The following is a 14,587-nucleotide window of genomic DNA, read 5'->3' on the forward strand; positions in this document are numbered from 1 at the left end:
TCCCCTTTTTTTACGCCTAATGCGTCGATTTCTTCCGGCGCGTCCATAAGTTCCTGCCCAATCAAAGGAGCGCCAAGCATGACCGTGATCAAGCAAGACGACCTGATTCAGAGCGTTGCCGACGCACTGCAGTTCATCTCCTATTACCATCCGACAGACTTCATTCAGGCTATGCATGAAGCATACCTGCGCGAAGAATCCCCGGCGGCCCGTGATTCGATGGCGCAGATTCTGATCAACTCGCGCATGTGTGCCACAGGGCACCGCCCGATCTGTCAGGACACCGGGATCGTCACCGTTTTTGTCCGCGTGGGCATGAATGTTCGTTGGGACGACGCCACCATGGGCGTTGAAGACATGATCAACGAAGGTGTTCGCCGCGCCTACAACCTGCCAGAGAACGTGCTGCGTGCATCGATCCTCGCCGACCCGGCGGGCGCACGTAAAAACACCCGCGACAACACCCCGGCAGTGATCCACTTCTCGATCGTCCCTGGCGACAAAGTTGAAGTTGATGTCGCAGCCAAAGGCGGCGGCTCTGAGAACAAGTCGAAGATGGCCATGCTCAACCCGTCCGACTCGATCGTCGACTGGGTGCTGAAAACAGTTCCGACCATGGGCGCAGGCTGGTGTCCGCCGGGCATGCTCGGCATTGGTATAGGCGGTACGGCCGAGAAAGCCGCCGTCATGGCCAAGGAAGTGTTGATGGAGTCCATCGACATCCACGAACTCAAGGCTCGCGGCCCGCAGAACCGCATCGAAGAGCTGCGTCTCGAGCTGTTCGAGAAGGTCAACCAACTGGGCATCGGCGCTCAAGGTCTGGGCGGTCTCACCACCGTTCTCGACGTCAAAATCATGGATTACCCGACGCACGCAGCGTCCTTGCCGGTGTGCATGATCCCGAACTGCGCAGCCACCCGTCACGCCCAGTTCGTGCTCGACGGCAGCGGCCCGGCCGAACTGGAAGCGCCGTCGCTGGACGCCTACCCGGAAATCGTCTGGGAAGCGGGCCCAAGCGCACGCCGTGTTGACCTCGACACCCTGACCCCGGAAGACGTACAGAGCTGGAAGCCGGGCGAGACCATTCTGCTCAACGGCAAGATGCTCACCGGTCGCGATGCGGCGCACAAGCGCATGGTCGAAATGCTCAACAAAGGCGAGCAACTGCCGGTCGACCTTAAAGGTCGCTTCATCTACTACGTCGGCCCGGTTGATCCGGTAGGCGACGAAGTGGTTGGCCCGGCTGGCCCGACTACCGCAACGCGGATGGACAAGTTCACCCGTCAGATCCTTGAGCAAACCGGCCTGCTGGGCATGATTGGTAAATCCGAGCGCGGCCCGATTGCGATCGAAGCGATCAAGGACCACAAAGCGGTTTACCTCATGGCAGTTGGCGGCGCAGCCTATCTGGTGGCTCAGGCCATCAAGAAGTCGAAAGTCCTGGCATTTGAAGAAATGGGTATGGAAGCCATCTATGAATTCGAAGTCAAAGACATGCCGGTTACGGTGGCGGTCGACACTTCGGGTGAGTCGGTGCACATCACCGGCCCGGCCATCTGGAACAAGAAAATCGCCGACAGCCTGGCGATAGAAGTTCAGTAAGCCTGAGTCACTGCTTTGTATTCGGCGCAGCTCATCCCTGCGCCGTCAGCGACACCGCGAAAGCCCGGCCCCGTGCCGGGCTTTCGCGTTTCTATGCATAGCCTTTGATTGGTCATTAAATCATCCGGCGTCGCTTAATTCTCCGTTAAGAATCCTCACGCACACTTGCCTCGAAGATCATCACCGAGGCTATCAAAAATGGATCTACCCTGGACTGATCAAGATAAAGCGCTGGCGCTAATAGGTCGCGACACGCCTTTCAATCTCTATTGGGTACAAGCCAACAGCACGCGACGGGCGATTACCGAACACTTTATCGAAAAGCGGTTTGCCGAGCAGTACGCGGCAAAAATCCATCATTTCATGCCATCGCTGTTCAGCCTCGAAAACCAGCACGGTGAACTGGCCGGGGCCGTTGGTTTGCGCAGTGCGGGTCGCGGCCCACTGTTTCTTGAGCGTTACCTGGAGCATCCGACCGAACAGATTATCGGCGCCCTGCAAGGCATGCAGTTACCGGAGCGTGAGCATATTGTTGAAGTCGGCAATCTTGCGGCTGTGAGCGCGGGAGCCGGTCGCCTGCTGATTGTCGCGCTAACCGATCTGCTGGTGAGCTGCGGGTTCCGCTGGGTGACGTTCACTGGCACACCGGCATTACTCAACAGTTTTCAGCGTCTGGGCCTCGCACCGCTGTCGCTGGGTCGCGCAGACCCAGCCTGCATGGGTGATGAGTTGGCCGACTGGGGCTGCTATTACGACAGCGAGCCCCACGTAATGGTTGGCGATATTGCCAAGGGCCATCAACGCCTGCTGCAACTGGGCGCTTACCCGCGCATGGCCTATCAGCCTTACTACGCATTAGAGGACATACCCGATGTGGCCTGCAGCTAAGAGCTTCATCGAACACATAAACGCGCATGGTTCGCGTATTGCGTTGAGCAGCGGTGAACAGACTGTCACCTACTTAAAATTGCTTGAGCTTGTCAGCGAGCGAAGCGAACGCTTGCGGACATTAGGGGCAAAACGCGTTGCACTGGCACTTGATAACGGCTTAGACTGGGTCTTGTGGGACTTGGCTGTGCTCAATGCAGGCTTGGTTTGCATCCCACTCCCCAGTTTCTTCTCGACGGCGCAGCAAGAGCACGTACTCACAAGCGCCTCCGTAGACTGCTACATCGGCAAGGACGCTGACCCTATTCAAGCACTCGGTTTTAAGCCCTGTGCGCCTGACATTGCCCTTCGCCAAATTGGCGAATCGTGCGCCCTGCATCCAGGCACCTGCAAAATCACCTACACCTCTGGCACTACCGGCAACCCGAAAGGCGTTTGCCTGGATATTGCCGCGCAGTTGGCGGTCGCCAACAGCCTCTATCAGGCAAGTCTGCCTTGCAATATAGAAATCCACCTGTGCGTTTTACCACTGGCCACGCTGCTCGAAAACCTCGCAGGGGTTTATGCACCGCTGCTGGCCGGTGCTCGCATCGAGCTGTTGCCAATGGCGCAAATTGGCTTGCTCGGTGCAAGCCAGTTCGAACTGCCGCGCTTCCTTAACGCCATCAATACGATTAAGCCGAATAGCCTGATTCTGCTCCCGCAATTACTCCTAGCGCTGGTTACCGCCGCAGAGCGCGGCATGCCTGTGCCCGATTCGCTGCGTTTCATCGCAGTCGGTGGCGGGCGCGTCTCGCCGCAACTGCTGCAGCGAGCAGAGCAACTTGGGCTTGCCGTTTTCGAGGGTTACGGCCTTTCCGAATGCGCATCGGTGGTTTGCCTTAATACGCCTCTGGCGCATAAAAGTGGCACGACCGGCATCCCACTCGGACACGCAGAGGTACGCATTGGTGCGGATCACGAAGTGCAGGTCAAAGGCCCGCACATGCTCGGTTATCTGGGCGAGCCCGCGCTTGCGGATGAATGGATGGGCACGGGCGATCTGGGCCATTTTGACGGCGACTTTCTGGTGTTGCACGGACGCAAGAAGAATCAGTTCATCACCGCCTTCGGCCGCAACGTCAACCCGGAATGGGTGGAGTCCGAACTGGTCCAGCAGTTGCCAATCGCTCAGGCCTGGCTTTATGGAGAGGCGCTGCCGGCGAATATCGCGGTGATTGTGCCGCGCAGCCCGAGCATCCCGGATGCAGAACTGGCCGAGGCGATAAACGCTGTCAATCTGCAATTGCCCGACTACGCACAAGTTCATCACTGGATCCGCAGCGCGGAGCCATTCAGCGCCAGTAATCAACTGGCAACCGCAAACGGGCGCCTCAGGCGCAGCGCACTGCTCAGCCGCTACCAGAGCACCATCAATGAATTAATCACCAGTGAACATAGGGTTGGAGCGTCATATGAGTTTCTATGAATCACTTAATCAACAGACCGAAGCCGAACGCACTTACCTGCTGAGCGCGCCAATTATTCAGCAAGCCATGCAGGGGAAGGTGAGCGTAGTCAGCTACATCGCGTTTCTCACCGAAGCCTATCACCATGTGAAACATACCATCCCGTTGCTGATGGCCTGTGGCGCCCGCCTGCCCGAGCGCCTTGAATGGTTGCGTGAAGCAACGGCCGAGTACATCGAAGAAGAGTATGGCCATCAGGAATGGGTGCTTAACGACATTTCCGCCTGTGGTGGCGATAAAGAAGCGGTGCGCCACGGCAGCCCCAAGCTGCCGACAGAACTCATGGTCAGCTATGTCTATGACCGCATCGCCCGCGGCAATCCGGTGAGCTTCTTTGGCATGGTCAACGTACTCGAAGGCACCAGCATTGCGCTGGCCACGCAGGCTGCCGGGATCATTCAGGACAAATTGCAACTACCACCTCAGGCGTTCAGCTACCTGAGTTCGCATGGTGACCTGGATGTCGGTCACATCGAGTTTTACAAGGGCCTGATGGACCGTCTTGAAAATGAACAAGATCAGGCCGCCGTGGTGCATACCGCCAAAGTCGTTTACCGGCTTTATGGCGATATGTTCCGCAGCTTGCCGTTGTCTGCCTAGGGGAAATTAATGAATTTATTCGATTGTCGGGTACTGCTCACTGGAGCCAGCGGCGGCATTGGCCAGGCGCTGGCAACGCAACTGGTTGCCGAGGGCGCGCGCCTGCTAATAATTGGCCGCCAACTGACACCGCTTAAAGAGCTGGCCGACAAATACCCAGGCAAGGTTGATCTGGTGCAGGCTGATCTTACCCTGCGTGAAGGGCGCGATGCCGTGAGCGCCGCCGCGCAGCGTTTTGGTGGTTTGAACACGCTGATCAATGCAGCCGGGATCAACAGTTTCAATCTGCTCGATCATCAGGATGAAGCGGAAATCGCCGCGATGATCAACCTCAATGTAACCTCGACCCTGCAACTGACCCATCGCTTGCTGCCGCTGCTGCGCCAGCAAGGCCGTGCACTGATCGTCAATCTGGGCTCGACGTTCGGCTCCATCGGCTACCCCGGTTTCACCACCTACTGCGCGAGCAAGTTTGCCCTGCGCGGCTTCACCGAGGCGCTGCGTCGTGAACTGGCAGACACGCCGATCCGCGTGCTCTATTTCGCCCCGCGAGCCACCCGTACGGCAATGAATGCCAGCCACGTGGTCGCCATGAACGATGAACTGAATGTCAGCATGGACGATCCGCAACGTGTCGCCAGGCAATTGATCGACGCGATCGTACGCGAGCGCGAAGAGTCGTACCTCGGCTGGCCAGAAAAACTCTTTGTACGCCTCAACAGTCTGCTGCCGAAGATGGTTGATTCAGCGCTGCGCAAACAGCTGCCGACCATCCAGCGTTTCGCCCGTTCAAAGCATCAGGAGAACAAGCCATGATGACCCTGCACAACGTAATGCGTAACAGCCTGATCACACTGATGTGCTGCGCGAGCTTGCCCGCGTTCGCACTGAGCCCGCAGAGCCAGAAAAACCTTGAGCAACTGCAAGCACGCTGGGCCGAAGTAAACTATCAGCTCCCCAAAGAGCAGAAAGAAGCCGCATTCGCCAGCCTCAGCGAACAAGCCGGTAAAGCCCTTGGCGCCGAACCCAAGGCACCAGAGTTACTCATCTGGCATGCAATTATTCTGAGCACCTACGCAGGAGCCAAAGGAGGGCTCGGCGCCTTGAGTCTGGTCAAGGATGCCAAGGCCGATCTCGAACAGGCCATCGCCATAGAACCCAAAGCGCTGGCCGGTTCCGCTTATACCAGCCTCGGCAGCCTTTATTATCAGGTTCCCGGTTGGCCGGTAGCCTTTGGCGATGATGACAAGGCAGAGCAAATGCTCAAGCAAGCACTGAGCATCAACCCGAGCGGCATCGATCCTAACTACTTTTATGGCGACTTCCTGTTCCGCGACAAGCGCTACGCTGAAGCTAAAACGGCTCTGGAGACCGCCCTTGCCGCCACGCCGCGTCCCGGTCGTGAGTTGGCAGATAAAGGTCGCCGCGACGAAATCAACAAACTGCTCGCAGATGTAAACGCAGTCATGAAGTAAGCATTCGGCTAATCTCATGATAAAAAATCAATCAGGGAATTGAGTGATGCGCATACTGCTGGTTGAGGACGATGTGGCGCTGGCCGATGGTATCCAGATGGCGCTCAAGCCCGAAGGCTACACCGTCGACTGGGTGCAGGACGGCCGCAGCGCGTTGCATGCCTTGACGGGTGAAAGCTTCGACCTGGCCATCCTTGATCTCGGCCTGCCGCGTATGGATGGTCTGGAAGTACTGCGCAACTTGCGCGCCGCCGCCAATCCAGTACCGGTACTGGTGCTAACTGCACGCGACTCGACCAACGACCGGATTACCGGGCTGGATGCCGGCGCCGATGACTATCTGGTCAAACCCTTTGATGTCGCCGAACTCAAGGCACGTTTGCGTGCCCTGCTGCGCCGCAGTTTCAACCGCCCACAGCCGGCGCTCGAATATCGCGGAATCCGCCTCGACCCTGCCAGCCACGAGATCACCTTTGCAGGCAATCCAGTCAATCTGCCGCGTAAGGAATTTCTCCTACTGCATGAGTTGATCGCCCAGCCCGGCCGGGTAATGACCCGAGACAAATTGCAGCAGGCACTGTATGGCTGGAATGAGGACGTCGACAGCAATGCGCTTGAGGTGCACATCCACCATTTGCGCAAAAAGTTCTTCCCCGAGTTGATCCGCACCGTACGTGGCGTCGGCTATCTGGTGGATAAAGCCTGATGATCTCCATTCGCGCACGCACCCTGCTGTTACTGCTAAGCCTGTTATGCGTGGCGCTCAGCATGATTTCCCTGGTCAGCTACCACGACGCTAAACATGAAGTAGAAGAGCTGTTCGATGCGCAAATGGCGCAGACCGGCCGCCTGCTCGAAGGCATAGTCGGCGCCGACATGCCCCAGCAAGCGCGTACAGCACTGCAAAGTGCTTTAGATCAGGCGCTTAAATCGCACAACAGCGAGCAGGCCGATCCGCTCGCCACCGGCCACCCTTACGAAGGCAAACTGGCTTTTCAGCTATTTGATGATCATGGTCGAACGCTGCTGCAGTCAGCCAGTGCACCAACAGATGCTCTGGCGCAACTGCTCATCATCCTGCACCGCGACAAAGCTCTAAAACATGAGCATGTCGACGGCGAGCCGCTTTCAAGTTTCGGCCGCGCGCTCGTGGGTTATCACAATGTCTCGCTGGCGCAGCACAACTGGCGGTTATTCGTTCTGCACGACAACAAGGATAATCACTGGATCATGATTGCCGAGCGTGAGGATGTGCGCGGTGAGCTGGTAGGCAAGATCGCTCTGAAAGCCCTGTTTGCTGACATCATCGGCCTGCCTTTGCTTGCCCTGCTGGTGTGGCTGGCCATTGGCTGGGGGCTGGCGCCCTTGAAAGCAATGGCCGAGCGTATTCGTGCGCGCGCGCCAGATGACCTGGACCCGCTGTTGTTCAGGCCCTTGCCAACAGAACTGGAGCCTATGGCAGCGGCATTGAACCGACTGTTGCTGCAAGTGAAACAGCTGATCAGCCAGGAAAAACGCTTCATTGCCGATGCGGCGCATGAGCTGCGCACGCCGCTGGCAGTACTGCGTATCCATGCCCAGAACGCGCAAACGGCTGAAGACCCTCTAGACCGCAACAAAGCACTCAAACAGCTCAATAGCGGCGTCGAACGGGCGACGCGGGTCGTCGCGCAATTGCTCACGCTGGCCCGGCTAGACCCGCACAGCGTGCAGCTGAAAATGGTCGAGATCGACTTGCTCGGCTACGTCCGCAATGAGTTAGCTGAGCTGATCCCGCTGGCCTTGGACAAACAGCAGGAGCTGCTGCTGGAAGCGAACCCAGCCGATGACTTCCGCATCACGGCCGACAGCCCGAGCTTGGGAACATTGTTGCAAAATCTGGTCAGCAATGCAGTGCAGTACACCCCGCTAGGCGGAAGCATTGAGGTGCATATTGATGCACAATCCGACGCACTGCTGCTGAGGGTTCTCGACAGCGGTGAAGGCGTCGACCCGCAGCTGCGCGAAAAGCTATTTGAGCGGTTCTATCGCGGCTCAACTGGCGAGGGTGCAGGCCTGGGTTTATCAATTGTGCAGCGGGTGGTGGAATTACATAGAGGCTCCATCCGCCTCGACACATCGCCAATGGGCGGCCTTGAAGTGATTGTGCGACTGCCGCGCAACACCCGCACCAGAGCCCAAAATTCGGCGCCCAGCGTGTCATAATAACGGCATACGCCAACTCGATATCGCACAACACAAGAGCAAGCCGCCTGCGCAGACCGGTCTTGGGCTAGAGTTGAATCTTTAAACCTGCACAGAATTCTGATGATGCTCAGCACTGCCCTTTCGAAATTCACGCGCCTGCCATTGGTTAACACCCCAACACCACTGGAGAAACTCGAACGCCTTTCCAGCCAGCTGGGCACCGGTGTCTGGGTTAAACGTGACGACATCACCCCGTTCGCCCTGGGTGGCAACAAGGTTCGCAAACTCGAGTTTTTGGCAGCCGATGCCTTGGCACAAAACGCTGATACGCTGGTGACGGCGGGTGCGATCCAGTCCAATCACGTGCGCCAAACCGCTGCCATCGCAGCACGCCTCGGCCTCAAATGCCTGGCGTTGCTGGAGAACCCGATTGCCAGCAGCGACCGCAACTATCAGAGCAACGGCAACCGTCTGTTGCTCGACCTGTTTACCTGTGAAGTTGAACACGTCGCTAACCTCGACAACGCCGATGAGCAACTGCAAGAGGCCGCCGATCGTTTGCGCGCAAACGGACGCAAACCCTACATCGTGCCGATTGGCGGCTCCAACGCACTGGGTGCACTGGGCTACGTCCGCGCCGGGCTTGAGCTTGCCGAGCAAATCAAACTCACCGGCGAGCAGTTCTCGGCAGTGGTGTTGGCCTCGGGTTCGGCCGGCACGCACAGCGGCCTGGCGCTCGCACTCGAATACGCTTTGCCCGGTACTCGCGTGGTTGGAGTCACCGTTTCACGCACCGACGCTGCGCAGCGCCCCAAGGTTGAAGGTTTGCTGCAACGCACGGCAGAACTGCTGAATATCGCCGTGCCGGATGCCCTGCAAATTGAACTTTGGGATGGCTATTTCGCTCCACGTTATGGCGAGCCCAATGCAGCTACACTGCAAGCAATCAGTTTGCTGGCTGCCACCGAAGGACTGCTACTGGACCCGGTTTACACCGGCAAAGCCTTCGCCGGTTTGCTTGACGGCATTGCCAACCAACAGTTTGCAACAGGGCCAGTGCTGTTTCTTCACACCGGAGGCTCGCCGGCCTTGTTCGCGTATCACCCTGCCGCAGGTTGATAACGGCTATTAATCCCGTTCATTGGTCGCATCGGCGACTTCTGATTATTTTGTACCACCCCTCGCAGCCAAGCTGCGGGCACACCAGCCTAAGCGAGTGACACTATGAAGCTAGCTACTTTGCGTCGCCATTTCCTGATCACCAGCCTGGGCCTGATTCTCGGCTCCAGCATGATCAGCAGCACTTATGCCGCCGAGCTGCTTGAGCACATCAAGAGCACCGGGAAAATCCAGATCGGCCTTGAGGGCACTTACCCGCCGTTCAACTTTCAGGATGCGGATGGCAAACTGACCGGCTTCGAAGTGGACTTCGCCAAAGCGCTGGCGGCCAAGCTTGGCGTTGAAGCAGCGTTTCAACCGACCAAGTGGGATGGGATTCTCGCGGCCCTCGAATCCAAACGTCTGGATGTGGTGATCAATCAGGTGACCATCACCGACGAGCGCAAAAAGAAATATGATTTCTCGACTCCCTACACCGTATCCGGCATTCAGGCACTGACCCGTAAAGGTGAAGCCGACAGTATCAAGCAACCCGCTGATCTGGCCGGTAAGCGCGTCGGTGTGGGTCTGGGCACCGCATACGAGACCTGGCTGAAAGAGAATGTGCCGCAAGCCGACATCAAAACCTACGACGATGACCCGACCAAATTCCAGGACCTGATGGTTGGCCGTCTGGATGTGATTCTGGTGGATCGTCTGGCAGCCTTTGAAATGGTTGAAAAAACTTCGGGCAAGATGGCCGTGGCCGGAGAGCCGTTCTCACGTCAGGAGTCTGCAGTTGCCATGCGCAAAGGCGACCCGGAACTGCTCGCCGCGATCGACAAGGCCATGGCCGAGATGCGCGCAGACGGCAGCCTCAAGGCTATTTCCGAAAAATGGTTCAAGTCTGACGTCACCCAATGATCGAAGAAAGCCTACAGCTTGCGATGGACTCGGCGCCCTACCTGCTCAAGGGCGCCATGTACACGGTTGTCCTGAGTATTGGCGGGATGTTCTTTGGATTGCTGCTGGGCTTCATGTTCGCCTTGATGCGCCTCTCGCGCTTCAAGGTGCTGAACTGGCTCTCGCGCATCTACGTCTCGTTCTTTCGCGGCACGCCTTTGCTGGTGCAACTGTTCATCATCTACTACGGGTTGCCGCAGGTCGGTATCCAGCTGAGCCCGCTGCTTTCGGCACTGGTCGGCTTCTCGCTGAACATGGCCGCCTACACTTCGGAAATTCTCCGCGCCGCGATCTCCTCGATCGACCGTGGCCAATGGGAAGCAGCAGCCAGTATCGGCATGAACCGGATGCAGACACTGCGCCGCTCAATTCTGCCGCAGGCAATGCGCACCGCCTTGCCGCCGCTGGGCAACAGCTTTATCTCGCTGGTTAAAGACACGGCGCTGGCCGCAACTATTCAGGTGCCGGAGTTGTTTCGTCAGGCGCAGCTGATTACGGCGCGCACCTACGAGATCTTCACCATGTATCTGGCAGCGGCATTTATTTACTGGATTCTGGCGACTTTACTGTCGCACTTTCAGAGCCGCCTTGAGGCGCGCGTCAACCGACACGAGCAGGACTCCTGATGATTTCCGTGCGTAACCTGACCAAACAATTCAATGGCCAAACCGTGCTCAAGGGCATCGATCTTGAGGTGAAGGCCGGTGAAATTGTCGCCATCATCGGCCCCAGCGGTTCGGGCAAAACCACCCTGCTGCGTTGCCTCAATCTGCTTGAAACTCCGGACGGTGGCACCATCAAGGTCGGCGACATAGAAATCGACAGCAGCAAGCCGCTGGGCAAACAGCAAAGCAAGATTCGTAAACTGCGCCAGCACGTCGGTTTTGTGTTCCAGAACTTCAATCTGTTCCCCCACCGCACTGCGCTGGAAAACGTGATTGAAGGGCCGCTGATCGTCAAGAAGGAACCGCTGGCAACCGTGACCGAGCGCGCCATAGCCCTGCTTGCCAAAGTCGGTCTGGCGGGTAAGGAAAACGCCTACCCGAAGCGTTTGTCCGGCGGCCAGCAACAGCGCGTCGCCATTGCCCGGGCGTTGGCCATGCAGCCAGATGTGATCCTGTTTGACGAACCGACCTCGGCGCTCGACCCGGAACTCGTCGGCGAAGTGCTCTCAACGATTCGGGCATTGGCGCAGGAACAGCGGACCATGGTGATTGTCACCCACGAGATGAGCTTTGCCCGCGACGTGGCCAATCGGGCAATCTTTATCGACAAGGGTGTCATCGTCGAACAGGGCGATGCCAAGAGCCTGTTTGGCGCGCCCAAGGAAGAGCGCACGCGCCAGTTCCTCAGCAAGTTCATCAGCGATGGCGCACCACAAAACTCAGCGCACAGCTGATGCCTGCCTGAACGACGCGGAGAAAAAGACCGGCCTCAGCCGGTCTTTTTATAATGCTGCAAACCTCTGGGCCGCTCAACGCTTATGCATTGGCCCGCGCCTGCACCACGCTCAGGCCAGTGGCGGGCGCACGCCGCTGCGCCAGATAACGGCTGCAACTGACGCGCAGGAACGAGGCAAAATTAACCACTTCGCCACGGTAATCCATAACCTCCTCATACAGCTTGGTGATCAGCTGATTGGTGGTCATGCCGTCAATTTCAGCGATTTCGCGCAGAATGTCCCAGAACTGATTCTCCAGGCGCAAAGTGGTGACCACGCCGCAAATACGCAACGAGCGCGAGCGCGACTCGTACAGAATCGGGTCGGCCTTAACGTACAGCTCACACATAAATCACCTCAGCGTCTGCGGTTTCTGGCTACAGCTTGATTTCGGTGCCGAGCAATTGCAAGAAGCCAGCAAGCCATTTCGGATGCGCAGGCCAAGCTGGCGCCGACGCCAGATTACCTTCGACATGCGCCTCATCGGCAGCAATGTCGATGAACTCGCCACCGGCCAGACGCACTTCTGGCGCACAGGCTGGATACGCACTGCACGCACGCCCTTCAAGCACACCGGCAGCCGCCAGCAATTGCGCGCCGTGGCACACAGCCGCAATCGGCTTGCCCGCAGCAGCCAAAGCCTTGACCAGCGCCAGCACATCCGCATTCAACCGCAGGTACTCGGGCGAGCGGCCACCGGGAACCACCAGCGCGTCGTAGTCTTCGGCCTTGACCTTGGCAAAGTCGAAGTTGAGCACGAAGTTGTGGCCAGGCTTTTCGCTGTAGGTCTGGTCACCTTCAAAGTCGTGGATGGCGGTGCGCACGAACTGGCCACTGGTTTTATCCGGGCAAACAGCGTGTACGGTGTGGCCGACCATCTGCAGCGCCTGAAAAGGCACCATCACTTCGTAGTCTTCCACGTAGTCACCGACCAGCATCAGAATCTTTTTCGCAGCCATGGTTTTCTCCTCACAGGGGTTGGGTTTAGAGAAGTATTGCCCCGCTAAAGCGTAGCCGGGTAATAGCCCGCGACTACGTTAAACGGCGCAATTGAACATGCCGTTTAGCGGCGCCTGTCGAGCAGATTGACCACAACCCGGTCGAGCCAGCCCCACAACCGCTGCTGCAGGCGGCTCCACCATGGGCGTTGTTGCCAGAGTTCGTGGGTCACTTGCAGGCTCTGGCTGAAATCGTCGATGAAACATTGTTCGACCTGCTGAGTAAGCCGCGAATCGAGGGCCTCCAGATTGGCATCCAGATTGAAGCGCATATTCCAGTGGTCGAAGTTGCATGAACCGAGGCTGACCCATTGATCGACCAGCACCATTTTCAGGTGCAAAAAACGCGGCTGGTACTCGAATATCTTGATCCCGGAGCGCAGCAGACGCGGGTAATAACGCTGGCCGGCGTAGCGTACCGAGGGATGATCGGTGTTGCGCCCGCTCAACAGCAAGCGCACGTCTATGCCCCGCGAGGCAGCTTTACGCAGCGCCCGGCGCACCTTCCAGGTTGGCAGAAAATACGGCGTGGCCAGCCACACCCGCTGCTCGGCATTGCTCACCGCGCGGACCAGTGCCTGCAGAATATCGCGATGCTGGCGTGCATCGGCGTAAGCCACACGGCCATGGCCATCACCCGAGTCGGGCGGTATTGGCGGTTGTTTGATGCGTTTGCTGGGCCGCAGCATCCAGCTCAGTTTGGCCACGCTGGCTCGCCACTGATGCTCAAACAGTGATTGCCAGTCCGCCACCAATGGGCCGCTGATTTCGACCATGACTTCATGCCACGGGCTTTGCGCGTCATCCGGCACCCAGAACTCATCGGTAGCGCCCGTACCGCCGGTGAAGGCAACGTTGGCGTCGACCAGCAACAGCTTGCGGTGGTCACGATAAAAGTTGCGGATACCGTGACGCCAGCGCAGCGGGTTGTAGCAGCGTATCTGCACGCCACAATCGCTCAAGCGCTTTCGTTCATTGGCATGCAATGCCTGCGCGCCGTAATCGTCGAACAGACAGCGCACCTGCACCCCGCGTTGAGCGGCCGCACACAGGCTGGCAACCAGCAACTCGACGCAGCGCCCGCTCTCGATCAGGTACAACTCAAGTTCCACTTGCTGCTGCGCGGCATCGATTGCCGCGATCATGCGCGGAAAAAATTGCGGGCCATCGTTGAGCAGGTTGAACCGGTTAGCGCTGCGCCAGCCAAATACTGTACCGGGCATCAGCGTTGACTGAAGATCAAGACAACACTGACCGGCACCGCCGGGCTTATCGACTTCAATCCGGCCGCGTTGCGCAAGGCCTCAAGCCCCGGCGACAAAGCAAAGTCATCAATATTGAGAATCAGCGGGCTCAGCGTCACGGCCTGGAAACGGTGGTAGTCCAGCCGGGTAATCAACAACTCGGCGCTGTACTGCTGCTGTTTGTCGTGCAGGTTGAGCTGCATGGGCTGCTGGATTTCCAGCTGCGCACCAGGCGCCAGCGTGGCCAGTTGGTCTAGGTCGATTTGCGCCTCGATGGTCGCTTCGGGATATTTTTCTATCTCGAACAGCATTGAGCGCATGCGCTCATCGCGCAAAGGAATGCCGCTGGCAATCGACTCCAGCTCAACACGCATCCGCACCTTGCCTTGCTTGTCGACGTTACCGTGCAGTTTGAGAAAGCGCTGAGGCTCGGCAACGCTTTGGTTCTTGGTCGAGACGAACGCGATGCGCGAAGACTCGTTATCCAGATACCAGTTGGCGTGAGCGGGTAAGGCAACACTGCAGGCAAGCAGCAGTATAACGCGTAGCAGTTGCATAAATATCCCTTGGGCATGGCACTCCA

The 14,587-nt window shown here is 58.0% G+C and carries 16 protein-coding genes; 12 read left to right on the forward strand and 4 right to left on the reverse strand.

Features of this window, described 5'->3' with window-relative positions:
• Positions 1–78: 78 nt before the first annotated feature.
• The 12 genes from BM395_RS14215 to tcyN all read left to right on the forward strand — a co-directional run bounded on the left by BM395_RS14215 (position 79) and on the right by tcyN (position 11,720).
• Positions 79–1,602: a fumarate hydratase gene (locus tag BM395_RS14215; RefSeq protein ID WP_090512933.1), complete on the forward strand. Its 1,524-nt coding sequence runs from the start codon at positions 79–81 to the stop codon at positions 1,600–1,602.
• Positions 1,603–1,800: 198 nt separating this feature from the next.
• Positions 1,801–2,490: a thermostable hemolysin gene (locus tag BM395_RS14220; RefSeq protein WP_090512936.1), complete on the forward strand. Its 690-nt coding sequence runs from the start codon at positions 1,801–1,803 to the stop codon at positions 2,488–2,490.
• Positions 2,474–3,958, forward strand: coding sequence for an AMP-binding protein (locus BM395_RS14225; protein ID WP_090512938.1), 1,485 nt, complete (start codon positions 2,474–2,476; stop codon positions 3,956–3,958). The genes BM395_RS14220 and BM395_RS14225 overlap by 17 nt, the downstream gene beginning before the upstream one ends.
• Positions 3,945–4,598, forward strand: coding sequence for an iron-containing redox enzyme family protein (locus BM395_RS14230; RefSeq protein WP_090512941.1), 654 nt, complete (start codon positions 3,945–3,947; stop codon positions 4,596–4,598). The genes BM395_RS14225 and BM395_RS14230 overlap by 14 nt, the downstream gene beginning before the upstream one ends.
• A gap of 9 nt (positions 4,599–4,607) precedes the next feature.
• A complete protein-coding gene (locus BM395_RS14235) occupies positions 4,608–5,414 on the forward strand; it encodes an SDR family oxidoreductase (RefSeq protein ID WP_090512945.1) in 807 nt (268 codons plus the stop codon).
• Positions 5,411–6,073, forward strand: coding sequence for a tetratricopeptide repeat protein (locus tag BM395_RS14240; protein ID WP_425287619.1), 663 nt, complete (start codon positions 5,411–5,413; stop codon positions 6,071–6,073). The genes BM395_RS14235 and BM395_RS14240 overlap by 4 nt, the downstream gene beginning before the upstream one ends.
• A 46-nt stretch (positions 6,074–6,119) precedes the next feature.
• The gene (locus tag BM395_RS14245; protein WP_069897799.1) at positions 6,120–6,779 is read left to right on the forward strand and encodes a response regulator; all 660 of its coding nucleotides are present in this window, start codon (positions 6,120–6,122) and stop codon (positions 6,777–6,779) included.
• Complete coding sequence (locus tag BM395_RS14250) at positions 6,779–8,278, forward strand: ATP-binding protein (RefSeq protein ID WP_090512947.1); 1,500 nt, start codon at positions 6,779–6,781, stop codon at positions 8,276–8,278. Before BM395_RS14245 ends, BM395_RS14250 begins: the two co-directional genes overlap by 1 nt.
• A 105-nt stretch (positions 8,279–8,383) precedes the next feature.
• Positions 8,384–9,379, forward strand: a complete 996-nt coding sequence (locus BM395_RS14255; RefSeq protein ID WP_090513181.1) for a D-cysteine desulfhydrase — start codon at positions 8,384–8,386, stop codon at positions 9,377–9,379.
• 105 nt (positions 9,380–9,484) lie between these two features.
• Positions 9,485–10,282 carry a cystine ABC transporter substrate-binding protein gene (gene tcyJ / locus BM395_RS14260; RefSeq protein WP_069897801.1) on the forward strand — a complete coding sequence of 266 codons (798 nt, stop codon included), beginning with the start codon at positions 9,485–9,487 and terminating at the stop codon, positions 10,280–10,282.
• The gene (gene tcyL, locus BM395_RS14265; RefSeq protein ID WP_069897802.1) at positions 10,279–10,947 is read left to right on the forward strand and encodes a cystine ABC transporter permease; all 669 of its coding nucleotides are present in this window, start codon (positions 10,279–10,281) and stop codon (positions 10,945–10,947) included. The genes tcyJ and tcyL overlap by 4 nt, the downstream gene beginning before the upstream one ends.
• Positions 10,947–11,720, forward strand: coding sequence for an L-cystine ABC transporter ATP-binding protein TcyN (tcyN, locus tag BM395_RS14270; RefSeq protein WP_090512950.1), 774 nt, complete (start codon positions 10,947–10,949; stop codon positions 11,718–11,720). Before tcyL ends, tcyN begins: the two co-directional genes overlap by 1 nt.
• 82 nt (positions 11,721–11,802) lie before the next feature.
• Here the strand turns inward: tcyN and BM395_RS14275 are convergent, their stop codons facing one another.
• The 4 genes from BM395_RS14275 to BM395_RS14290 form a co-directional block, all read right to left on the reverse strand.
• Complete coding sequence (locus BM395_RS14275; protein ID WP_069897804.1) at positions 11,803–12,111, reverse strand: ribbon-helix-helix domain-containing protein; 309 nt, start codon at positions 12,109–12,111, stop codon at positions 11,803–11,805.
• 28 nt (positions 12,112–12,139) lie between these two features.
• Positions 12,140–12,721, reverse strand: a complete 582-nt coding sequence (locus BM395_RS14280; RefSeq protein ID WP_069897805.1) for a DJ-1/PfpI family protein — start codon at positions 12,719–12,721, stop codon at positions 12,140–12,142.
• A gap of 104 nt (positions 12,722–12,825) precedes the next feature.
• A complete protein-coding gene (locus BM395_RS14285) occupies positions 12,826–13,983 on the reverse strand; it encodes a phospholipase D-like domain-containing protein (protein WP_090512952.1) in 1,158 nt (385 codons plus the stop codon).
• Positions 13,983–14,561, reverse strand: coding sequence for a YceI family protein (locus BM395_RS14290; protein WP_090512955.1), 579 nt, complete (start codon positions 14,559–14,561; stop codon positions 13,983–13,985). Before BM395_RS14290 ends, BM395_RS14285 begins: the two co-directional genes overlap by 1 nt.
• Between the last annotated feature and the right edge of the window lie 26 nt (positions 14,562–14,587).

Source organism: Pseudomonas marincola, assembly GCF_900116605.1.
Classification (GTDB): domain Bacteria; phylum Pseudomonadota; class Gammaproteobacteria; order Pseudomonadales; family Pseudomonadaceae; genus Aquipseudomonas; species Aquipseudomonas marincola.

What these genes read in the sequence shown, in the direction of transcription:
- BM395_RS14215 (WP_090512933.1), top strand. Translation starts at nt 79, where the DNA reads ATGACCGTGATCAAGCAAGACGACCTGATTCAGAGCGTTGCCGACGCA.
- BM395_RS14220 (WP_090512936.1), top strand. Translation starts at nt 1,801, where the DNA reads ATGGATCTACCCTGGACTGATCAAGATAAAGCGCTGGCGCTAATAGGT.
- BM395_RS14225 (WP_090512938.1), top strand. Translation starts at nt 2,474, where the DNA reads ATGTGGCCTGCAGCTAAGAGCTTCATCGAACACATAAACGCGCATGGT.
- BM395_RS14230 (WP_090512941.1), top strand. Translation starts at nt 3,945, where the DNA reads ATGAGTTTCTATGAATCACTTAATCAACAGACCGAAGCCGAACGCACT.
- BM395_RS14235 (WP_090512945.1), top strand. Translation starts at nt 4,608, where the DNA reads ATGAATTTATTCGATTGTCGGGTACTGCTCACTGGAGCCAGCGGCGGC.
- BM395_RS14240 (WP_425287619.1), top strand. Translation starts at nt 5,411, where the DNA reads ATGATGACCCTGCACAACGTAATGCGTAACAGCCTGATCACACTGATG.
- BM395_RS14245 (WP_069897799.1), top strand. Translation starts at nt 6,120, where the DNA reads ATGCGCATACTGCTGGTTGAGGACGATGTGGCGCTGGCCGATGGTATC.
- BM395_RS14250 (WP_090512947.1), top strand. Translation starts at nt 6,779, where the DNA reads ATGATCTCCATTCGCGCACGCACCCTGCTGTTACTGCTAAGCCTGTTA.
- BM395_RS14255 (WP_090513181.1), top strand. Translation starts at nt 8,384, where the DNA reads ATGCTCAGCACTGCCCTTTCGAAATTCACGCGCCTGCCATTGGTTAAC.
- tcyJ (WP_069897801.1), top strand. Translation starts at nt 9,485, where the DNA reads ATGAAGCTAGCTACTTTGCGTCGCCATTTCCTGATCACCAGCCTGGGC.
- tcyL (WP_069897802.1), top strand. Translation starts at nt 10,279, where the DNA reads ATGATCGAAGAAAGCCTACAGCTTGCGATGGACTCGGCGCCCTACCTG.
- tcyN (WP_090512950.1), top strand. Translation starts at nt 10,947, where the DNA reads ATGATTTCCGTGCGTAACCTGACCAAACAATTCAATGGCCAAACCGTG.
- BM395_RS14275 (WP_069897804.1), bottom strand. Translation starts at nt 12,111, where the DNA reads ATGTGTGAGCTGTACGTTAAGGCCGACCCGATTCTGTACGAGTCGCGC.
- BM395_RS14280 (WP_069897805.1), bottom strand. Translation starts at nt 12,721, where the DNA reads ATGGCTGCGAAAAAGATTCTGATGCTGGTCGGTGACTACGTGGAAGAC.
- BM395_RS14285 (WP_090512952.1), bottom strand. Translation starts at nt 13,983, where the DNA reads ATGCCCGGTACAGTATTTGGCTGGCGCAGCGCTAACCGGTTCAACCTG.
- BM395_RS14290 (WP_090512955.1), bottom strand. Translation starts at nt 14,561, where the DNA reads ATGCAACTGCTACGCGTTATACTGCTGCTTGCCTGCAGTGTTGCCTTA.